This is a genomic window from Synechococcus sp. CBW1002 (assembly GCF_015840915.1).
GTDB lineage: Bacteria > Cyanobacteriota > Cyanobacteriia > PCC-6307 > Cyanobiaceae > CBW1002.
On the sequence record NZ_CP060398.1, the window covers coordinates 2,149,837 to 2,170,731 of the forward strand.

The window sequence follows — 20,895 nt, forward strand, 5'->3', positions numbered from 1 at the left end:
GTGACGCCGCCCCTGTCCCGGCGGCCTTGCCGATGGCCAAGATCCCTCCTGTCGCCTCGGCCGGCCTGCGTCGGGTGGCTGCGATCGACATCGGCACTAACTCGATCCACCTGTTGATCGCCGAGGTGGATCCGGAGCTGCAGAGCTTCAGCGTGGTGCTGGCTGAGAAATCGACCACGCGACTGGGGGAACGGGATCCCGAAACCGGAGATCTCAGTGCGGCGGCGATCGAGCGGGGCTTCCGAACCCTCCGCCACTGCCGCGATCTGGCCGCCAGCCATGGGGCCGAACAGATCGTCACGGCAGCCACCAGTGCCGTGCGCGAAGCCCCCAACGGCAAGGACTTCCTGCAGGCCGTCCAGGAGCAGCTGGGGCTGGAGGTGGATCTGGTCAGCGGCCCCGAAGAAGCGCGGCTGATCTACCTCGGCGTGCTCTCGGGGATGAGCTTCGGCGAGCAGCCCCACATGATCATCGACATCGGTGGCGGCTCCACCGAGTTGATCCTGGCTGACAGCCGTGATTCCCGTGCCCTGACCAGCACCCGCATCGGCGCCGTGCGGCTGCAGCGCGACTTCATCCGTGAGGAGCCGCTGCCGGACGAGCGGCGGAAGTTTCTGCAGGCCTATATCCAGGGGTCCCTGGAACCCGCCGTGGCCCAGGTGAAGGCGGCGTTGCCGGCCGGCAGCAGGCCTGTGCTGGTGGGCACCAGCGGCACCGCCATGGCCCTGGCGGCCCTGGCGGCCGCCGAGGAGGCCAAGCCGCCGCTGAAGTTCCAGGGCTACCGGCTCGATCGCCAGAAGGTCGATCAGATCGTGGCCAAGCTGCTCGCCATGACGCCGGATCAGCGGCGCGCGCTGTCGGTGATCAACGAGCGGCGGGCCGAAATCATCGTGCCCGGCGTGCTGATCATGCAGACCGCCATGACCATGCTCCAGGCCGACGCCCTGGTGGTGTGCGACCGCGCCCTGCGGGAGGGCCTGATCGTGGACTGGATGCTGCGCCAAGGTCTGCTGGGCGACCGGTTCTCGTTCCAGAGCTCGATCCGCCAGCGCACGGTCCGTCATCTCGCCCAGTCGTACGGCGTCGACCGGGCCCAGGCCGATCGGGTGGCCGAACTGGCCGTGAGCCTCTACGACCAGACCCGTGGCCTGCTGCACCACGACCACGAATACGGCGGCTATGGCCGCCAGCTGCTCTGGGCGGCGGCGCAGCTGCACACCTGCGGCAAACACATCAACATCGCTGCGTACCACAAACACACCTGGTATCTGATCCGCCACGGCGAGCTGCTGGGGTATTCCCAGGCCGAACATCTGATGGTGGCGGCGATCGCCCGGTATCACCGCCGCGGGCTGCCCAAGAAGCGGCATGAGTCGTGGCAGCTGATCGAGGGGCGCGACCAGCGCCGCACGGTGGCGTCGATGGCCCTGTTGCTGCGGCTGGCGGCCGCCCTGGATCGGCGGCCCGTTCCCGTGATCGCCGGGCTCGAGGTGGTGCCCCTGCGGGATGACGATGGGGTGAACGGGCTGCTGATCAGCCTCAGATCCTTGCCGCCAGCGCCCGGTGAGCCACCGATCGATCTTGGTCTCGAGCGCTGGAGCCTGCGCTCCTGCGCCGAGGTGGTGCTGGAAGCCAGCGGCTTCCGGCTCCGGGTGGCCGGGCCCGATGGCGAGATGGTGCCCTGAGGGCAGCGATGGCGGACCCCGCGACACGCCGAACGATCACGATCCGCTGGCCCGATGGTCGCGTCAGTCAGGCGGCCGTGGGTTGCGACTGGCTGCTGGCGGCTGCTGAGGCGGGCCAGTCGATTCCCACCGGCTGCCTCGGCGGCAGTTGCGGCGCCTGCGAGATCGAGGTGAACGGCCAGGTGGTGCGTGCCTGCATCGCCACGGTGCCGGCCAGTGCCGGCGGCAGCCTGGAGGTGGAGCTGGCCGCTGATCCCTACTGGTGAGCTCCCGGTTGGAGCACCTGGATCAAACCTGGTGAGCCTGGATCAGGCCTCCCCCCAGCACCACCTCCCCGGCGTAGAACACGGCCGCCTGGCCGGGGGTGATCGAGAACTGCTCCTCGGCGAACTCCAGCTGGCAGCGATGGGGCCGGCCATGGGCCCCGTCGTCTGGCTGGGCGGCCAGGGGGGTGAGCCGGGCTGCCACGGGGGCGCTGCGGTAGCGCAGTTGCACGTCCACCTCCAGCGCCGCCGCCGGCGGAGCCATGGAGATCCAGTTGATCGCCCCCACGATGCAACGGTCCCGCGCCGCCTCCCGCCGCGGAGCCACCACCACCCGGTTCATGGCGCCATCGAGCCGCACCACATGCAGCGGCTCACTCCAGGCCACCCCCAGACCCTTGCGCTGACCGATGGTGAAATGCTCGATGCCGTCGTGGCTGCCCACCACGGTGCCGTCGGCCAGCACGATCTCGCCCGGGCGGGGCGGCAGGTAGGCGTCCAGAAACGCCCGCATCGAGCCATGGTGGTCGGCGAGGCAGAGGTCCTGACTTTCGGGCTTGCTGGCGGTGCGCAGGCCGTAGCGCGCCGCTTCCAGCCGGGTGTCCGGCTTGGTCAGCTCCCCCAGGGGGAACACCAGCCGCCCCAGCACCTCCTGGGGCAAGTCGTAGAGGAAATAGCTCTGATCCTTGTGGCGATCCAGGCCGCGCAGCAGTTGATGGCGCCCGGCCACGGTCGCGCCCTCTGCAGCGGCGCTGGTGGGAACCGGCAGTGGATCGCCGGCATCGGCATGGCGCACCCGGGCGTAATGACCGGTGGCGATGCGCTCGATGCGGCGGTGCTGCTGCGCCCACTCCAGCATCGGGCCGAATTTCACCTCCCGGTTGCAACGCGAGCAGGGCAGCGGCGTGATCCCGGAGGCATAGCCCTGCACCAGCACATCGACGATCTGTTCGCGGAAGCGCTCCCGGGCATCCACCACGTGGTGGGGAATGCCGAGCTGCTCGCAGATGCCGGCCGCATCGACCAGGCCCTCGGCGCAGCAGGCCCCCTTGCCGCTCATCAACCAGAGGGTGAGCCCTTCCACCTGCCAGCCGGCCTCGACCAGCAGGGCCGCCGTGAGGGAGCTGTCGACACCACCGGAGAGGCCCACGGCCACCCGATGCTCTCCCGGCCAGCGGCGCAGGCGCTCAAGCGCCTCAGCTCCGGCAGGGGTGACCGGGGCGGCCACGGCGCGGAGGGCGGTATCGGCTGACGCAGTCACGCCTTCAGCAGACAGCGGCGCAGGCAACGGCGAAGACAGTGGAGCGGGATGGACGGTCAAGACCTGGAGGCAGTACGCGGCTGTCGGCGGGCCGCAGGCTTTCCATCATGAAACCGTGCCGCCATCACCGCCTTGTCGCCCCTCCCCCCTGCGCCCTGCTGGCCCCGGCGCGATGCGGATCACCTGCTGGTCAGCGGTGCCCAGATGGCTGCGCTGGAGCAGCAACTGTTCGCCTCCGGCCTGCCGGTCGAGGCCCTGATGGAGAAGGCTGCCCTGGCGGTGGCTGAGCGAGTGCGCACCGGTTCTGCCTGGCGCGGGCGGGCCCGCAGGGCCGGCGTGCTGGTGCTGGTGGGGCCGGGCCACAACGGAGGCGATGGCCTGGTGGTGGCAAGGGAACTGCATCTGGCCGGCTGGCCGGTGCGGATCTGGTGCCCCTGGCCGCGGCTCAAACCGCTCACCGAAGCCCATCGCCGCCACGCCGCCTGGCTGGGCATAGCCGCCCTGGAAGGAGAGCCCGACCCGGCCGATGGGGCCCTCTGGATCGATGCGTTGTTCGGGGTGGGCCAGACCCGCCGGCTGGATCCAGCCCTGGAGCAGCTGCTGGCGCATCGCCAGCAGCAACAACCGGCGCAGTTGCTGGCGATCGATGTGCCCAGCGGACTCTGCAGCGACTCCGGACGCTGCCTGGGGGACGGGGCTGCCGTGGCCCACACCACCTTTTGCATCGGCCTGCGTAAGCAGGGCCTGGTGCAGGATGCGGCCCTGCCCTATGTGGGGCGGTTGCGGCGGATCGACCTGGGTCTGGCTGCGACTCTGCTTGGCTCCCTGCCGCCGAGCCAACTCCTCGGTATCGGTGGCGCCATGGCTGCTTCCGATCTGGGTGCCCTCCCCTGGCCCCAGATCGATCCCACCGCCGCCAAGTACGGCCGTGGTCGCCTGCTGGTGGTGGCTGGAAGCCAGACCTTCCGCGGTGCTGCAATCCTGGCCTTGAGTGGCGCCAGTGCCAGCGGTGTCGGCAGCCTGCGGGCGGCGCTGCCCGAGGCGGTGGCGGAGCGGCTCTGGCTGGTGCAGCCCCACACCGTGTTGCAGGCCAGCCTGGGCAGCACTGCCCAAGGTGGACTGGCGCTGGGGGGGCTGGGCGCCGGGGCGCTGGATCGTCTCGATGCGGTGCTGCTGGGACCGGGGCTGGGAGCGGCCGCGGCAACCGCAGAAGCCAGGCTGTGGCAGGCGGAACAGAGTTTCTGGGATCAGCTGCAGGCCTTCCCCGGGCTGCTGGTGCTTGATGCCGACGGCCTCAACCGGCTCGCCGCATCCAGCGGTGAGCCGGGCGAGGCGCCTGGGATTCTCTGGTTACGAGGACGCAGCGGACCCACCTGGATCACGCCCCATCGCGGTGAATTCAACCGGCTGTTTCCCGATCTGGGCGACCTGCAGCCACTGGAAGCCGCCCGGCAGGCGGCGGCTCTGGCGTGCTGTTCCGTGCTGCTCAAGGGTGCCCGCAGCGTGGTGGCTGCGGCTGATGGCCGCTGCTGGCAGCTGCTGAAAGCCTGGCCTGGCGCAGCCAGGGCTGGGCTGGGCGATGTGCTGGCCGGCTTCGCCGCTGGGGTGGGGGGCAGAGCGCTGGCGGCCGGAGCAGACCTGGAAGCGCTGCCGGTCCTGCTGGCCGGCGCGGCCCTGGCCCATGCCGAGGCCGGTGGCCTGGTGGTGCGTCAGCAGGGGGAGGGGGCCGCCACACCGGAAGCGGTGGCGGCAGCGTTACCGACAGTGAGGAAAGTCAAGAAATCCGCACACTTGCGAGCCGCACAACAGCATTAACCACGGCAAAATTGATTTGAGACTGGACTAACGATTCGACTGTGTGGTTTTGCTGTCACAACCTGAAGGGTTGTTGAAAGTACAGCCCCTTTTCATCCTTTTCGTGGATAGTCGACATTCCAGCCTCCGACCCTTCCCCAATGGCGACCTCATCCCTGAAGACGGGGGACTCCAGTCGCCGGCGTGGCGGTGATTCGATCAGCTGGTATCTCGCCACGATCGGTCGCGAGCCTCTTCTCACCGCAGCCGAGGAGATTGAACTGGGCAACCAGGTGCAGGCGATGATGCATCTGCTGGAGCGGGGCGAACGCGACTGTGAGCCAGAGCCCGACGCGGAAACGGAGAAGCAGCGTCGGATTCTGCGTCTGGGGCGTCGTTCCAAGCAGCGCATGATGAAAGCGAATCTGAGGCTCGTGGTGAGCGTCGCCAAGAAATATCAAGGCAGGGGCCTGGAGTTGCTCGATCTGATTCAGGAAGGTTCCCTCGGGCTCGAGCGCGCTGTGGAGAAGTTCGATCCCACTCGGGGGTACAAGTTCTCCACCTATGCCTTCTGGTGGATCCGTCAAAGCATGACCCGGGCAATCGCCTGCCAGTCGCGCACCATCCGTCTGCCGGTTCATCTCAGCGAAAGGCTCACCACCGTGCGCCGTGTGAGCCTGGAGCTGGCCCATAAGTTAGGCGCCATGCCCAGTCGCAGCGAAATCGCTGAGGCGATCAATATGCCACTCGAGGAGCTCGACTCCTTGCTGCGTCAGGCGCTCACTACCTCAAGCCTGGATGCGCCTGTCAGCGGTGACGAAGGTCGCAGTTTCCTCGGCGACTTGATCGCCGACATCAGCAGTGAGGAACCGCTGGATCGGGTCGAACGGGGGATGCACCAGGAACAGCTGGGGCGTTGGCTCAGTCAGCTCACCGAGCAGGAGCAGGAGGTGTTGCAGCTGCGCTTCGGCCTTGAAGGCGAAGAGCGCCACACCCTGGCCGAGATCGGGCGCCGGCTCGATGTCTCCCGCGAGCGGGTACGGCAGGTGGAGCTCAAGGCGCTGCGCAAACTGCGGAATCTCACCCGCCGATAGCCCCCAGGTTATTGACCTGCGAGCACTCAGTGTCGGCAGTGCCTCTTTTCAGTCTTCCGCCCAGATGTAGCGGGTCAGTTCGCTTGGATCGGGCTCGGGCGCATCCAGAGCAAAGGAAACGCAATCGCTCACCTCGGCATCGATCTCTTTTTCAATCGCCTTGAGATCGTCCCCGCTGGCTAATCCCTGGCTGGTGAGGTGAGCAGCCAGCTGCTTGATCGGATCGCGCTGAGCCCAGAACTGCTTTTCAGCTTCGGCACGCAGCTCGTCTGGATCGGCGAGGGAGTGGCCACGGAAGCGATAGGTGAGGCACTCCAGCAGGGTCGGGCCTTCGCCGGCCCGGGCACGCTCCACGGCGCGTTGAGCGGCAGCCCGAACGGCCAGCACATCCATGCCATCAACTTCCTCACCGGCCATGCCGAAGGAGGCCGCTTTGCGCCAGATCTGAGGATCACTGGTGGCACGGTCATGGTCCATGCCAATGGCCCAGCGGTTGTTCTCCACCACAAACAGGATGGGCAACTTCCAGAGTGCCGCCATGTTCAGGCACTCGAAGAACTGGCCGTTGTTGCAGGTTCCGTCGCCGAAAAAGGCTGCTGTGACCGAATCACTGTCGGTAACGCCGAGGGCATCACGCTTGTAGCGGCTGGTGAACGCGGCACCGAGCGCGACGGGAATGCCCTCGCCGATGAAGGCATAGCCCCCCAGCAGATGATGCTCCTTGGAGAAGAGGTGCATCGAACCGCCACGGCCCTTGCTGCAGCCTGTGGCCTTGCCGAACAGCTCGCTCATCACCTCACGGGCAGGAACACCGGCGCTGAGGGCATGCACGTGGTCGCGATAGGTGCTGCAGAACCAGTCGTGCTGGGCTTTCATCGCCTTGATCACGCCCGTGCTCACAGCCTCCTGGCCGTTGTAGAGATGCACGAACCCAAACATCTTGCCCCGGTAATACATCTCGGCGCACTTGTCTTCAAAGCGCCGCCCCAGGGTCATGTCGCGGTAGAGCATCAGACCCTCCTCGCGGCTGATGCTGAGATTGCCTGAGGGGTAAAGGGAGGACAGGCGCTCGGCATGGCTGCCGGCTCCGGAGGGGATGGCACTGCCCATAGCGGTGGTCTCTGCGGCCATCTCCTGCGTCATGACGGGCCCGGATGCTGAAGCGTGTCGCTGACTGTACGGGGTCCGACATCGAACGGCTGTCCAGATTGCTTCTCCTGCTTACAGTCGGCTCCCAGGAGCGGATGCCTGGTTGGAACTGCCGATCGATCACTTCCGTCTGCTCGGTGTCACCCCCACCACAGACGCCCAGTCTGTGCTCCGTACCCTGCAGCAGAGGCTCGATCGGGCTCCCGACCAGGGTTTCACCCATGAGACGCTGGAAGCAAGGGGTGAGCTGCTGCGCGCCAGTGCCGATCTGCTCACCGATGAAGACAGACGGCGCACTTACGAATCCCATCTCACCTCCCTTGTGGGCGACGACGCCCAGGCCATGGCAGCCTTGGAGGTGTCCAGTTCCCACGAGGTGGGCGGGCTTCTCCTGCTGTTTGAAGCCGGTCAACCTCTGGAGACTTTCGAGCAGGCTGAGCGGTGCCTGCAGCCCCCTCGGGCACCCTCTCTTGGCAGCGGCCGCGAGGCGGATCTCACGCTGCTGGCTGGGCTGAGCAGCCAGGCAGCCGCAACCGAATATCGCCGTCAACGCCGCTATGAAGCCGCTTCCCAGACCTTGACTCGTGGCCTGCAACTGCTGCAACGCATGGGCCAGTGTGCAGCCCTTCGGGACCAGATGGCCACGGAGCGCGATCAGCTCCTGCCGTACCGGATCCTCGACCTGCTCAGCCGTGACCTGGCCGCCGTGGCTCAGCGGAATGAAGGTATGGCTCTGCTGGAGCAGTTGGTGCAGCAGCGCGGTGGTATGGACAGTGAAGCCAGCACGATGCTCAGCCCCCAGGAATTCCTGGCGTTTCTGGCCCAGATCCGTTCCTTCCTCACCCTGCAGGAGCAACTCGATCTGTTCGAGCGCTGGTCACGGGCGGGGTCGGCCCGCGCCGAACTTCTGGCCTGCAAGGCTCTCACTGCCAGCGGCTTCGCCCAGCGCAAACCCGAACGGATCGCCGCGGCCCTGGAGCGGCTGGCCATCCGAGGTGCGCCACCCCAGCAGACCGATCAAGCCTGTCTGCTGCTCTTGCTTGGAGACGTGGATCAGGCGGAGGCGCTGTTCTCCAGCACAGCGCCTCAGAACCCACACCACGCCATTGATGGGGAGGATCCACTCCTGGTTCGGCTCTGCGCCGTGTGCCGCGACTGGCTGGCCCGGGAGGTGCTCACCGGCTACCGCGACCTGGACTCCGAACCTGACCTGGACGCCTATTTCAATGATCGTGACGTGCAGAGCTTCGTGGAACGCCAGGACCGTCGACGTCGCCGGGCCGAAGCCGAGCATCCCAGGCCTGCGACCGAGCCAGTGACGGCCACGACATCTGCGGCATTGTCCCCGCCAGCCACCGCGACCGGCGGAAGTCTGGCCTCGACGCCTGTGAATTCCCCTGGCTCCTCCATGTCCCCAGCCACTCCTGCTGCTTTGTCCGCCGCCGGAAGCCTGTTCACCGGTGCTGCACCCCTTCCTCCACTGGCTGAGTCGATGGCGCCAGGCTGGGACCTCACCCGCGATCCTCACCACCCCTTTCCAGAAGAGCTGTCCCGGGCATCAATGACCCCCCAGTTCGAACAGAACATGGAGGCGGAGGATCCAGACCTGCAGGAAGTGCCGCTCCTGCGCTGGTCCGATCTCCATCCCGCCCAGCTGCGGTCCAACCTGTGGGAGCCAGTGGTCTCCAGGATCTCGACTGAGCTGGCCGCCTTCCCCCGGCCCCTGCTGTGGGGTGGGGCCTTGGTGGTGGGGGGGGGGCTGCTGGCGACCGGCTGGTGGCTCTGGAGTCCCCACGTGGCTGATCAGGGTCGACAGGATTCTCAAGTTGCAGCTCCTCAGAAGACTCCGTCCCCAAGCTCCACTGCAGCGCCAACACAACCCCAGGCACAGCCCTCCGCAACCATGCCGACGCCAGCCCAGGCTCTTCCCTTGGAGGCGGCTGAGCCCAGCGAAGCTCAGATGCGTGCCTTGCTCGAGGGGTGGCTGGCTGCAAAAGCGGCGGTACTCGCCGGTGACAAGCCGGCAGTTGCCCTCGAAGCGGTGGCTCGCTCCAACCAGGCCGCTGCCGTTGAGGGCGAAAGGCGACGGGACCAGGCTCGTGATCGGCGCCAGGTGATCGACACCAAGGTGCTGGATCTGCGGATTACCGAGCAGTCGCCCCGGCGGGTCGTGCTGGTGGCTGAGCTGCGCTACTCCGATCAGACCCTGGCTGCCGATGGCGCCGTGATCGAGACCACCCCTCCCTTCACACTGACCAACACCTACGTGTTTGGCCGTGAAGACGGTCCCTGGCAGCTGGTGAGCTTCCACCGAGGGGGCTGATCTTCCCCTCCGCGGCAGAGGGGAACGCTCCACCGGGAGATCACCACCGACGCTGAGTTTTTACGATCGCAGGCACTGGAGGCCCCGACTCCGGCCGCGTCTTCCGTCAGCCTGCTTCCGTCAGCCCCTTCCGCCAGCCCTTCATGTTCGACGAGCTTTCCCAGCGTTTTGAAGACGCCGTCAAGAGCCTGAGGGGTCAGGACAAAATCACCGAAACCAACGTCGAGGGGGCCCTCCAGCAGGTGCGCCGTGCCCTGCTCGACGCCGACGTGAGCCTGCCGGTGGTGCGCTCCTTCGTGGACGAGGTGCGCAGCCGGGCCGTGGGGTCGGAGGTGGTGCGTGGCATCAGCCCCGATCAGAAGTTCATCCAGCTGGTGCATGAACAGCTGGTGGAGACCATGGGGGGCGAGAACGCTCCCCTGGCGGCAGGCGGCACGGAGGGGGCTCCCACGGTGATCCTGATGGCCGGCCTTCAGGGCGCCGGCAAGACCACCGCCACCGCCAAGCTCGGCCTGCACCTCAAGGACCAGGGCCGCAAGGCGCTGCTCGTGGGAGCGGACGTCTACCGCCCGGCTGCCATCGAACAGCTCAGGACCCTGGGCGGCCAGATCGGCGTGGAGGTGTTCAGCCTGGGCACCGAGGCCAGGCCTGAGGCCATCGCCGCAGCCGGTATCGCCAAAGCGCGGCAGGAGGGCTTCGACACGGTGCTGGTCGACACGGCCGGCCGCCTTCAGATCGACACGTCGATGATGGAGGAGATGGTGCGGATCCGCGAAGCCGTGCAGCCCGATGAGGTGCTGCTGGTGGTGGATTCGATGATCGGTCAGGAGGCGGCCGAACTGACCCGCGCCTTCCACGAGCAGGTGGGCATCACCGGCGCCGTGCTCACCAAGCTCGACGGCGACTCCCGAGGCGGGGCAGCGCTTTCGATCCGCAAGGTGAGTGGTGCCCCGATCAAGTTCATCGGTACCGGCGAGAAGGTGGAGGCGCTGCAGCCCTTCCACCCGGAACGGATGGCCAGCCGCATCCTCGGCATGGGTGATGTGCTCACCCTGGTGGAGAAGGCCACCAAGGAGGTCGAGCTGGCCGACGTGGCGCGGATGCAGCAGAAGCTGCAGGAGGCCACCTTCGACTTCTCCGATTTCGTGCAGCAGATGCGCCTGATCAAGCGCATGGGCTCGCTGGGCGGCCTGATGAAAATGATCCCGGGCATGAACAAGATCGACGACGGCATGCTCAAGCAGGGGGAGCAGCAGCTCAGGAAGATCGAGGCGATGATCGGCTCGATGACCCAGCAGGAACGGGAGCAACCCGATCTGCTGGCCTCCCAACCCTCACGCAGGCGGCGCATCGCCTCCGGCAGCGGTCACAGCCCCGCCGAGGTGGACAAGGTGCTGACCGATTTCCAGAAGATGCGCGGCTTCATGCAACAGATGAGCCGGGGTGGCATGCCGGGTATGGGAGGCATGCCTGGGGGATTCCCTGGCATGGGGGGCTTTCCCGGCATGGGTGGCATGCCGGGGATGGGAGGGATGCCTGGCATGGGCGGAATGCCCGGGATGGGGGCGCCTGCTGGCCGTGGCGGCGCGCCGAAACCGGCCCGGCCGGCCAAGAAGCGCAAGGGCTTCGGGCAACTCTGAGGGCCTCTTGCGGGGGGTGAAGGTCTGAGAGGTAGATTCGACCTTTGGACACCTAGCGGCACAGCCTCGATGATCAAGCTCCGCCTGAAGCGGTTCGGTAAGAAGCGGGAAGCGAGCTTCCGCCTCGTGGCCACCAACAGCACCTCACGCCGGGATGGCCATCCCCTCGAGGAACTCGGTTTTTACAATCCCCGCACCAAAGAGACGCGCCTCGACACCGAGGCGATCCGCAAGCGCCTCAGCCAGGGTGCCCAGCCCACGGACACCGTGCGCTACCTGCTGGAGAAGGGTGGTCTGATCGAGAAGACGATCCGCTCCGCCGAGGTGGTGGGCAAGGCCAAGCAGGCCACCGCCCGTGAGGCCGCTGCCAAGCAGGCCGCCGCTGAAGCCGCTGCCAAGGCCGCTGAGGCGGCAGCAGCGACCGCTGAACCCGAACCCGCCGCCGTAGAAGCCTGATCGGCAGCCCCATGGCCGAAGCGGCGGGGCTCCAGACCTTCTCCATTCCGCTCCCCTCCCCCGAGGCAGCCCTTGCCTTGGCTGGGGAAGCCGAGTCGAGCCTGCGGCACCTTGAGTCCCTCACCGGGACGCTTCTTGTGTTGCGCGGGCTCGACCTCGTGCTGCAGGGGCGGGCCTCCCAGCTGGAGCGCACCTCTGCCCTGGTTGAGTTGCTTCGCCCGCTGTGGCAGGAGGGACAGGCGATCACCCGGGTGGACGTGCAGACCGCGCTCAAGGCTCTGGATACGGGCCGGGAGCAGGAACATGCGCGCCTCAGTGATCAGGTGCTGGCCCGCAGCCAGAGCGGCAAACTGCTGCGCCCCCGCACCCTCAAGCAGAAGGCCTACGTGGACGCCATGGAGTGCCACGACCTCACTCTGGCCCTCGGCCCTGCCGGCACCGGCAAGACCTTCCTCGCCACGGTTCTGGCGGTGAGGATGCTGCACGAGCGCAAGGTGGAACGGCTGATCCTGACCCGGCCCGCTGTGGAGGCCGGAGAACGGCTCGGCTTCCTGCCCGGTGATCTGCAGCAGAAAGTGGATCCCTATCTGCGGCCGCTGTACGACGCCCTCCATACCCTGCTCGGCAGCGAGCGCACCGCCACGCTGCTCGAAAAGGGTGTGATCGAGGTGGCACCGCTGGCCTACATGCGAGGCCGCACCCTGGCCGATGCCTTTGTGATCCTCGATGAGGCGCAGAACACCACGGCGGGTCAGATGCGGATGGTGCTGACCCGCCTCGGTGAGAATTCGCGCATGGTGGTGACCGGCGACCCCACCCAGGTGGATCTGCCTCCTGGGGTCACCAGTGGCCTGGCGGAAGCCGCCCAGGTGCTGCAGGGGGTCGAGGGGGTGGCGATCTGCACCCTCACAGCTGCCGATGTGGTGCGGCATCCACTGGTGCAGCGGTTGGTGCAGGCCTATGCCCGCAGGGATGGAGCGCCCTCCGGCTCCAGCAGCCGACGATAGGGAGATCCGCACCAACGCATCAACCGGCCCCCGTCACTGGCTGGCAGGATGAGTCAGTACGCAGAACTGGTGAGCCATGCCGGCCAGCAGCAATTTCCAGGAAGCGATCCGCGAGGCCAATTCCAGCGCCCTCGTTGGGCCCAATGTCGTCAGCAAGGCGCTGCCCTACGTAGGTGGTGGCATGGTGCTCACCGCTGGCGGGGTGCTGGGTGGGCTTTCGATGATGTCGAGCCCGCTCTACATGCCCCTGTTCTGGGTGGCCCTGATCGGGAACTTCATCCTGTTCTTCGTGGCCCAGAATGTGGCCTCCAAGGGCAATAACAGCACTGCCCTGCCGCTGCTGGCCGCCTACAGCCTGATCACGGGCTTCACTCTGAGTGGCATCGTCGGCTACGCCGTTGCCTCTGCAGGTATCGGTGCCGTAGGCACAGCCGCCCTGGCCACTGGCATCACCTTTGTGGTGGCGTCGGTGCTGGGACGCCGCATGAGCGACAGCATCGGTCAGGCCCTTGGAGCCGTGGTGGGTCTGGGTCTGCTCGGCCTGATCATCGCCATGGTGGTTCAGGTTGTGGGCAGCATCTTTGCCCCAGGCATGTTCAGCACGGGTGGTTTTGAACTGATGATCGCCGGTTTCGGCACCGTGCTGTTTGTCGGTGCCGCATTCCTGGACTTCTATACGATGCCCAGGTCCTACACCGACGACCAGTATCTAGCCGGTGCTCTGGGGATGTACCTCACCTACATCAACCTCTTCATCTTCATTCTGCGCCTGATCATCGCCCTGCAGGGTGGTGGCCGTCGCGACTGAATCCCAGCACGATTGATCCCAAGGCCTGAAAAATAGCCATTGCTGATCTATCTTCGAACCTCCTTTGCGCCCCTAAAGGGGCGCTTTTTCATGGGACGTGCCCGAACTGGGGGCACTGATTGATTCAGCAGTGTCAATTGTGTGCCTTTCTGTGCAATAACGTGCTTGCCTGGCTGCTGGCTGGCCAATTAACTGTCTTTCTGTCTGTCTGTCTGGCTCGCGATCAGTCCTCGGCTACCGCCTCGATCGCCTCGGCAATGGCCGCGCGCTGCTCGGTGTCGTAGCCCCAGCGATCCAGAAAATCCACATCGGTGCCGGAGCCGTTCCGAGCGGCCGCCAGCAGAATCTCCAACCGGGTCTTCACCGCCAGGGGTTCCAGCAGGCGGATGAGCTCGGTGCAGCGGGCCGCCACCCGGGCGGAGGCCGCCTGCTGCTGGTCATCGCCGGCGCGCCCGTGGTGCAGGGTCATGGCGGTGCTCATGGCCAGGTTGCGGGCGGTGAGATCCACCACTCCATCGCCGGCGGCCCGCAGCTGCAGCACCAGCGGCTCGGGCAGGCGGTCCATCAACGGGCAATCCCCCGCCAGCGCCACCACGAAGAAGCCACGGGCTCCGTCGCGGCTGGCCACCAGCTCCCCCACCCGATCGGCCAGCACCTCGTCGCTGAGCTCGCCGCTCTCCCACAGCCCCAGCCATTGGGCCGTGATCTCCATCGCCTGCGGGAAGGTGGGCTGGGCAAGGGGGGTGGACGTATCCATGGGGTCGGCACCGTCTGCTGGCAGTGTTGAGGTTATGGAGCCAAGTCACCCCGGCGATCCGTCGTCGCCCCAACCCAGCCCCGAGGGCACCGCAGCAGCAGGTGGGCGTCTGCTGCCGATTCCCGAGCCCCCGGCTGCCGGGGGAAGCAGCTTCGGCCTGGCCCCCGAGGGCTTCCGCTCCGGCTTTGTGGCCCTGATCGGTCGCCCCAACGTGGGCAAATCCACCCTGCTCAACCAGCTGGTGGGGGAGAAGGTGGCGATCACCTCGCCGGTGGCTCAGACCACCCGCAACCGCCTGCGGGCCATCCTCACCACCCCCAGCGCTCAGCTGGTGTTGCTCGACACGCCCGGCATCCACAAGCCCCACCATCTGCTCGGCGAGCGGCTGGTCCAGAGCGCCCGGGGCGCGATCGGGGAGGTGGACCTGGTGCTGCTGCTGGTGGACGGCAGCCAGCCCGCGGGGCGAGGCGACGGCTTCATCGTCGAATTGCTGCGCCACGCCCGGGTGCCGGTGCACGTGGCCCTCAACAAGAGCGATCTGGTGCCGCCCGAGCAGGCCCGGGAGCTGGCGGAGACCTACCGGCAGCTCCTGGCCGGCGACAACACGCTTGGCGCCAGCCCTGGGGACGACGTCGGGCCAACCGCTGCGCCACGGCTGGACTGGCCCCTCCATCCGGTCAGTGCCCTCACGGGAGTCGGCACGGCGGAGCTGGTCGAGGCTCTGGCCGCCGATCTGCCGATCGGCCCCCACCTCTATCCCCCCGATGCCACTAGCGATCAACCGGAGCAACTGCTGCTGGCCGAGCTGATCCGCGAGCAGGTGCTCTGCCACACCCGCGAGGAGGTGCCGCATTCGGTGGCGGTGCAGATCGATCGCATCGTCGATGACGGCCCCCGCACGGCCGTGCTGGCCACGGTGCTGGTGGAACGGGCCAGCCAGAAGGGCATCCTGATCGGCAAGGGGGGCAGCATGCTGCGCCAGATCGGCCAGGGGGCTCGGCTGCAGATGCAGAAGGTGTTCGACGGACCGGTCTATCTCGAGCTGTTCGTCAAGGTGGTGCCCAACTGGCGGCGCAGCGCGGCACGGTTGGCGGAACTGGGCTATCGCGGCGACTGAGGCGATCGGGAGGGCGGCTGAGAGGATGGGACGATCGTGCACCGATCCGCCTTGGTCGACGCCAGCCCCGGCGCCAGCGCTGCCGCCTCCACGCCTCCTGTCCCGGCGGCGTCAACGGATGCTCCCTTTCCGCCCAGTGATCTGACGGCTTTCCTGCAGCTCTGTGCGGGCGAATGGATGAGCCTGCGCAGTCTGTTTGGCCTGGGGCAGCTGGAAGAGGGCGCCAATGGTGATGAGTGGCACAGCTCCGAGCGCGGCGAGCTGGTGGTGACCTACCTCAGGGCCGAGCACCCTGCGGAACCCGGTGGGCTGCTGATCGCCCCGAAGGGGCACCCCGAACGCAGCCTGGTCTTCGATCGGCAGGGTGGATTCCGGGCTTCAGCGGCAGCCTCCGGCACCAGCCCAGCGGGACATTGGCAGCTGTGGCCGGACGGGAGCCTGGAGCTGCGGCTGGAGAGCGGCGGCACGGAGGTGCGCGAGCGCATCTGGTTCACCAAGCCCAACCTGCGGCTGCGCAGCACCGTGGAACACCGCTCCGATGGCAGCCCCGGCCGCGCCAGCTTCAGCTCCGAGATCCGGCGGGTCAGCCGTGCGGCCGCGCCTGGCGCCACGGCGGTCTGAAGCCGATGGCCATGCGCCTCGATGTGGTCAGCCTGGCCCCGGAGGCCTTTGCGCCGCTGCTGGGGCTGGGGGTGATCGGGCGAGCCTTCGCAGCCGGCATCGCCGAGCTGCACGTTCACAACCCGAGGGATTTCGCCACCGACCGCTACCGCAAGGTCGATGACATCCCCTACGGAGGCGGGGCTGGCATGGTGCTCAAGCCGGAGCCGGTGTTTGCGGCCGTCGAGGCGATTCCGGTTGTGCCGCGGCGTCGGGTGCTGCTGATGAGCCCCCAGGGCAAGCCGCTGACCCAGGCCGATCTGCGCCGCTGGGCCAGCGACTACGAGCAGCTCCTGTTCCTCTGCGGCCACTACGAAGGCTTCGACGAGCGCATTCGCAGCCTGGCCGATGAAGAGGTGTCGATCGGCGACTTCGTGCTCACCGGCGGCGAACTGCCGGCAGCCACGATCATCAACGGGGTGGTGCGGTTGCGGCCCGGCACCGTGGGCACCCAGGCCTGCCTGGAGGACGAAAGCCACAGCACCCTCCTGCTGGAGCATCCGCACTACACCAGGCCGGCCGACTTCCGCGGCATGGCCGTGCCGGCCGTGCTGCGCAGCGGCGACCATGGCGCCATCGCCCGCTGGCGGGCTGAGCAACAGCTGCAGCGCACCGCCGCGCGGCGGCCGGATCTGCATGCCCGCTGGCTCGTGCAGGAGGCTCCGGCAGGACAGACTGGCGGCCACCATGGGCGCTCCATGCAGCTCCGGATCGGCAACGGCTACGACATTCATCGCCTCGTGCCAGGACGCCCCCTGATCCTGGGGGGGCAGACCCTGGAGCATCCAGCCGGCCTGGGCCTCGACGGCCACAGTGACGCTGACGTGCTGGTCCATGCCCTGATGGATGCCCTGCTCGGTGCCCTTTCCCTGGGGGACATCGGTCTTTATTTCCCGCCGGACGACCCGCAGTGGAAGGGCGCCGACAGCCTGCAGCTGCTCCAGCAGGTGGTGGCTCTGGTGGCGGAGCGGGGCTGGCGTGTGGGCAACGTCGATGCGGTGGTGGTGGCTGAGCGCCCGAAGCTCAAACCCCACATCACGGCGATGCGTGCCGCGATCGCCACCTGCATGGGCCTGGATCCCGACCAGGTGGGCATCAAGGCCACCACCAACGAACAGCTCGGCCCCACCGGCCGTGAAGAGGGCATCGCCTGCCATGCGGTGGCTCTGCTGCAGCGCCCCAGCGCCGGCTGATGGGCTCTCGCCGACCCCGTGTCTGGCTCCTTAGGGTCCTCAGCACCATTGGGCTCCTCATCGTGCTGCTGGGCTCCCATCCGCAGGTCAGCGTTGCCGCCTTCGCCGATCCCGAGGGTGGCTATGACGTGGCGATCGTGGAGCAGCTGCGCGTCAAGGTTCCGGCTGATGGCCAGCAGGCCTGGCTGGAGGCAGAGCGCGGCAGCTGGGAGCCCTGGTTGCGTCAACAGGATGGCTTCCTGGGCCGTGATCTGTTCTGGGATCAGGAGCGGGAGGAGGGTCTGCTGTTGATTCGCTGGGCCAGCCGCGAGCAGTGGAAGGCGATCGCCCCCCAGGAGGTGGAGGCGGTACAGGAGCAGTTCGAGCAACTGGCCCGCTCGGCCACCGGACAGGCCGCGGGTAATCCCTTCCCACTGGTTCAGGAGGGTGAACTGCAGATCCTGCGCCCATGAGCGGGCTCAGCAGCGAGATCTGGGCCCGCCTCGACTTCGAGCGGCGCGGACGCCTCGGCATGGTGGAGGCGATCTGGGGGGAACACAAAAGCGCCGAGCAGATTGTGACCCTGCTGCGCCGATTCCACGACCAGGGCGAGCTGGCCCTGGTGACACGCGTGGTCCCCGACAAAGCCGAGGCCATTCTGGAGAGCTTCGTTGGCCAAGGCCAGGAGACAGACCGGCCGCTGCACCACCCAGAGGCCCGCTGCCTCACCCTGCCGGCACCGCCGCCGCCCGATCCGGAGCTCGGCCGCGTGATCGTTCTCACCGGTGGCAGCAGCGACCTGGGTGTCGCGGCCGAGGCTCACCTTGCCCTGGCCTGCCATGGTGTGCCCGTGGAGCTGGTGCTGGATGTCGGGGTAGCCGGGCTGCACCGTCTGCAGAGCCAGCTGGAACGGCTCCAACAGGCGACCGTGCTGATCGCCTGTGCCGGCATGGAAGGAGCCCTGCCCACGGTGCTGGCGGGTTTACTGCCGCAGCCTGTGATCGGTGTGCCGGTCTCGGTGGGCTACGGCGTCAGCGCCGGAGGGATGGCAGCCCTGCACGGCATGCTGGCCAGCTGCGCCCCAGGAATGAGCGTCGTCAACATCGACAACGGCTACGGCGCCGCTATGGCGGCGCTGCGCATCCTGCGGATCAGAGGTGCTGCAGATCTGGATAGGCGGTGAGCAGCTCCTCGGTGCTGAGCACGTCGCCAGCGCCATCAGGCTGCCAGATCACTTCCAGGGCCAGAAGATCTTCAATGCCCACGGCACCCAGCTTCTGAAAGGTCTGGCGCAGGTCTTCGGCGGTATCGGAACCCTTCAGCGCCAGCTTGGTGCGGGTTGCCACCAACAGGGTGATGGCGATGAAATCACTGGTGGCGTCGCTGTCGCCAGCTGTCATGCTGCTGTCGCTGAGGCGCTGACCGCCGACATTGCTGGTCACCTCGCGTGACAACTTGCTGCGCTCGGCCATGGAAAGGCGGTTGAACGTGGATTCGGCGCTGGCAAAGGGCACCTGACCCACATCGCTGTGGGCATAGACCCAGAGATCCGGATGGCGCAGCAGGGCCAGGGTGGTCTCCTGCAGGGCCCGCTGCAAGCCAGCATTGGTCCCCGTATCCACACTGGCGGCCAGCCTGCGGAGATCCTGCTGCAGTTGCCGAGCCGTGGCCAGAAGACCGACCTGAACCTGGGCGATCGTGACGGGACCATCCGGGCGGGACGGGTAGGCAACGCCGTTGCCACTGCCGAGGCTCGGGCCATTCCCCATGCCACGAACGGCGTTGAGCAGAACGCCGACCACCGCCATCAGGATCAGGAAACCAAACAGGCCCCCTCCGCCGAAGCCGAAGATCGGAATCAGGAAGGGAAAGCCGATGCCGCCGCCGAAACCTCTGCCGTAACTCCCACCGCGATAACCGCCACCGCCGAGATTGCCGCCGCCATAGCTGCGAGGCACCGAGGGGGCAGAGCGGAAGCTGCCGCCGCCGATGCGGCCGCCTCTAGCGGCCCAGCTGGGATCCGGATGGGCCAGCAACAGCCCCGCCACGAGCAGGGGAATCGCCAGCCAGCTGAACAGTCGCCGCAGGGGGCGTTGGCCGGGTCTGTTGCTCCGAAGGGGCTGGTTGGGTCGCGGGGAGAACACCAGGGACGCCGTTTGCGGGTGAAACGAATCTAGGAACCGCCTCCCACGATGGTGACGACCTCCAGCCCATCGGTTTCCACGACCCGGTGCTCCGGCCACTGCCGGCGCGGCAGGATCTCACCATTGAGCTCCACCACCACGAGCTGGGGCCGGTAGCCGAGGGCGACGAGGGCCTGCTCGAGATTGAGGCCGGCCGGGCAGCGTCGCTCCTCGCCATTCACCTGCAGCCGGATGAGCTCCTGGGGCTCCGGCGGCGTGGTCACGCGGGGATCTCCTGGTGCTTCAGGACCCGATGAGTATGGGTGTCGGCTGGCCCGCCCACGTCCAGCTGATCGAGCAGATGCCGGGCGGCGGCAGCCGGATCCTCCGCTTCGATCACGGCCCGCACCACCGCCACCCGACGGGCACCGGCGGCCAGGACGGCGGGCAGATGCTCTGCCGTGAGCCCTCCGATCGCGAAGAAGGGAATCGAACTCTGGGCTGCCGCCTGACGCACGTAGGCCAGCCCGACGGGCTCGCGGCCGGGCTTGGTGGGCGTCGCCATCACCGGACCGACCCCCACGTAGTCGCAGCCGTCAGCGACGGCCTGCTCCAACTGCTCAAGGGCATGGGTGCTGCGCCCGATCAACCGCTCCGGACCCAGCAGCCGCCGAGCCAGGGGGACCGGCAGATCGCCCTGGCCGAGATGGACGCCATCGGCCTCCACCGCAAGGGCCAGATCGATCCGGTCATTCACCAGGAACAAGGCACCGTGCTGACGGCAAAGGTCACACAGAACCTGGGCCTCCTGGAGGCGCCGCTGGTCATCCAGCCCCGGGGTGCCCTCCTTGGCGCGGTACTGCACCAGGCGCACACCACCCCGCAGGGCGGCCTCCACCACACCGGCGAGATCGGGCACCGGTGCGGTGACCAGATAGAGGTTGCAAGCGGCGAGGCGCTGGCGCCGCGAAGCGGCTGCGTCTGGAGTTGGGGCTGTGGCTGAAGCTGGGTCGGCTGTGGGCTCTGAGGCCTGGAGCAGTTCCACTTCCAGGTCGTAGAGGAGATAGCGGATCGCCGCAGCGTCCTGGGCCAGCTCAGGATCGCCGGCGCGAGCGAATTCCTCGATCACCCGCAGGGCCTCCTGCACCCGTGCCGCATTGGCACCGATCACCTGATCCGGGGTGCGGCGCTGCTCCTGGGCGGGATGGCCCAGCCCCGTGGACGGATCGGTCGCGGTGCGGCGGGCCAGCTTGTAGTGATCGGCATGGCGCTGGCCCAGCCGATGGCGCAGGTCCTTGGTGCGGACCACCAGATCCCCGCGTTCCAGGGCAAAACGGCACCAGTCCTCGAGCACCCGCAGGCCTTCGCGCGCCCGGTCGAGGTTGGCGTCGATCAGGCGATGAATTGCCACCTGATCCGGCGCGGGAGAACCCGCCATGGGTGCGACCTGGGTAGGGTGGGGAGAGCCTAGGAACCAGTCGAGATGGAGCAGGGCGGCAGCGACAACCCGATGCTGGTGCTGGTGTCTGGAGTGCTGCTCCTGGGGGGCATCGCCGCCTTCATCGGCTGGGGCCTCACCCACGCCT

20 protein-coding genes are annotated in these 20,895 nt (G+C 67.5%); 14 read left to right on the top strand and 6 right to left on the bottom strand.

Features of this window, described 5'->3' with window-relative positions; all coding sequences use genetic code 11:
- Positions 1-32 precede the first annotated feature (32 nt).
- On the top strand, positions 33-1,685 hold the full coding sequence (locus tag H8F24_RS10420) for a Ppx/GppA phosphatase family protein (RefSeq protein WP_197169639.1): 1,653 nt from the start codon (positions 33-35) through the stop codon (positions 1,683-1,685).
- 8 nt (positions 1,686-1,693) lie between these two features.
- On the top strand, positions 1,694-1,951 hold the full coding sequence (locus tag H8F24_RS10425) for a 2Fe-2S iron-sulfur cluster-binding protein (RefSeq protein ID WP_197169640.1): 258 nt from the start codon (positions 1,694-1,696) through the stop codon (positions 1,949-1,951).
- Positions 1,952-1,973: 22 nt separating this feature from the next.
- On the opposite strand, the gene mnmA is transcribed toward H8F24_RS10425, so the two are convergent.
- Positions 1,974-3,176: a tRNA 2-thiouridine(34) synthase MnmA gene (mnmA, locus tag H8F24_RS10430; protein WP_197172228.1), complete on the bottom strand. Its 1,203-nt coding sequence runs from the start codon at positions 3,174-3,176 to the stop codon at positions 1,974-1,976.
- A gap of 165 nt (positions 3,177-3,341) precedes the next feature.
- Between mnmA and H8F24_RS10435 the strand changes: the two genes are divergently transcribed.
- Both H8F24_RS10435 and H8F24_RS10440 read left to right on the top strand, forming a co-directional pair.
- Positions 3,342-5,024: an NAD(P)H-hydrate dehydratase gene (locus H8F24_RS10435; RefSeq protein WP_370594742.1), complete on the top strand. Its 1,683-nt coding sequence runs from the start codon at positions 3,342-3,344 to the stop codon at positions 5,022-5,024.
- 140 nt (positions 5,025-5,164) lie between these two features.
- Entirely contained in the window at positions 5,165-6,097 is a 933-nt protein-coding gene (locus tag H8F24_RS10440; RefSeq protein WP_197169641.1) for an RNA polymerase sigma factor, RpoD/SigA family, read from the top strand.
- 48 nt (positions 6,098-6,145) lie between these two features.
- Here H8F24_RS10440 and pdhA read toward each other — a convergent pair whose 3' ends face one another.
- Positions 6,146-7,240 (bottom strand): pyruvate dehydrogenase (acetyl-transferring) E1 component subunit alpha, encoded by a 1,095-nt coding sequence (gene pdhA / locus H8F24_RS10445; protein ID WP_197169642.1) that lies wholly within the window; start codon positions 7,238-7,240, stop codon positions 6,146-6,148.
- Between the two features lie 109 nt (positions 7,241-7,349).
- Here pdhA and H8F24_RS10450 point away from each other — a divergent pair, with 109 nt between their 5' ends.
- From H8F24_RS10450 to H8F24_RS10470, 5 genes are all read left to right on the top strand, one after another.
- Entirely contained in the window at positions 7,350-9,569 is a 2,220-nt protein-coding gene (locus H8F24_RS10450) for an IMS domain-containing protein (protein ID WP_197169643.1), read from the top strand.
- 143 nt (positions 9,570-9,712) lie between these two features.
- Positions 9,713-11,209 (top strand): signal recognition particle protein, encoded by a 1,497-nt coding sequence (gene ffh, locus H8F24_RS10455; protein ID WP_197169644.1) that lies wholly within the window; start codon positions 9,713-9,715, stop codon positions 11,207-11,209.
- 69 nt (positions 11,210-11,278) lie between these two features.
- The gene (gene rpsP / locus H8F24_RS10460) at positions 11,279-11,665 is read left to right on the top strand and encodes a 30S ribosomal protein S16 (RefSeq protein WP_197153835.1); all 387 of its coding nucleotides are present in this window, start codon (positions 11,279-11,281) and stop codon (positions 11,663-11,665) included.
- Between the two features lie 11 nt (positions 11,666-11,676).
- Positions 11,677-12,672, top strand: coding sequence for a PhoH family protein (locus H8F24_RS10465; RefSeq protein ID WP_197169645.1), 996 nt, complete (start codon positions 11,677-11,679; stop codon positions 12,670-12,672).
- Positions 12,673-12,748: 76 nt separating this feature from the next.
- A complete protein-coding gene (locus tag H8F24_RS10470) occupies positions 12,749-13,480 on the top strand; it encodes a Bax inhibitor-1 family protein (RefSeq protein ID WP_197153837.1) in 732 nt (243 codons plus the stop codon).
- 223 nt (positions 13,481-13,703) lie between these two features.
- On the opposite strand, the gene H8F24_RS10475 is transcribed toward H8F24_RS10470, so the two are convergent.
- Complete coding sequence (locus H8F24_RS10475; RefSeq protein ID WP_197169646.1) at positions 13,704-14,237, bottom strand: hypothetical protein; 534 nt, start codon at positions 14,235-14,237, stop codon at positions 13,704-13,706.
- A 34-nt stretch (positions 14,238-14,271) separates the two neighbouring features.
- On the opposite strand from H8F24_RS10475, the gene era reads away from it, so the two are divergent.
- The 5 genes from era to larB are packed head-to-tail and all read left to right on the top strand — an operon-like array spanning position 14,272 to position 18,369.
- Positions 14,272-15,354, top strand: coding sequence for a GTPase Era (gene era, locus H8F24_RS10480; protein ID WP_197169647.1), 1,083 nt, complete (start codon positions 14,272-14,274; stop codon positions 15,352-15,354).
- A gap of 51 nt (positions 15,355-15,405) precedes the next feature.
- A complete protein-coding gene (locus H8F24_RS10485) occupies positions 15,406-15,975 on the top strand; it encodes a phycobiliprotein lyase (protein WP_231597741.1) in 570 nt (189 codons plus the stop codon).
- An 11-nt stretch (positions 15,976-15,986) separates the two neighbouring features.
- Positions 15,987-17,207 carry a tRNA (guanosine(37)-N1)-methyltransferase TrmD gene (trmD, locus tag H8F24_RS10490; protein ID WP_370594824.1) on the top strand — a complete coding sequence of 407 codons (1,221 nt, stop codon included), beginning with the start codon at positions 15,987-15,989 and terminating at the stop codon, positions 17,205-17,207.
- Complete coding sequence (locus tag H8F24_RS10495) at positions 17,207-17,659, top strand: TIGR03792 family protein (protein ID WP_197169649.1); 453 nt, start codon at positions 17,207-17,209, stop codon at positions 17,657-17,659. The genes trmD and H8F24_RS10495 overlap by 1 nt, the downstream gene beginning before the upstream one ends.
- A complete protein-coding gene (larB, locus tag H8F24_RS10500) occupies positions 17,656-18,369 on the top strand; it encodes a nickel pincer cofactor biosynthesis protein LarB (RefSeq protein ID WP_197169650.1) in 714 nt (237 codons plus the stop codon). The genes H8F24_RS10495 and larB overlap by 4 nt, the downstream gene beginning before the upstream one ends.
- Here the strand turns inward: larB and H8F24_RS10505 are convergent.
- Genes H8F24_RS10505 through H8F24_RS10515 form a run of 3 tightly spaced genes read right to left on the bottom strand, consistent with a single transcriptional unit; the run spans position 18,338 to position 20,747 of the window.
- Positions 18,338-19,330: a DUF1517 domain-containing protein gene (locus H8F24_RS10505; RefSeq protein WP_231597743.1), complete on the bottom strand. Its 993-nt coding sequence runs from the start codon at positions 19,328-19,330 to the stop codon at positions 18,338-18,340. The two genes, larB and H8F24_RS10505, sit on opposite strands and share 32 nt — an antisense overlap.
- Before the next feature lie 29 nt (positions 19,331-19,359).
- Positions 19,360-19,593 carry a sulfur carrier protein ThiS gene (gene thiS, locus H8F24_RS10510; protein ID WP_197153843.1) on the bottom strand — a complete coding sequence of 78 codons (234 nt, stop codon included), beginning with the start codon at positions 19,591-19,593 and terminating at the stop codon, positions 19,360-19,362.
- Positions 19,590-20,747, bottom strand: coding sequence for a thiamine phosphate synthase (locus tag H8F24_RS10515; protein ID WP_197169651.1), 1,158 nt, complete (start codon positions 20,745-20,747; stop codon positions 19,590-19,592). Before H8F24_RS10515 ends, thiS begins: the two co-directional genes overlap by 4 nt.
- Between the last annotated feature and the right edge of the window lie 148 nt (positions 20,748-20,895).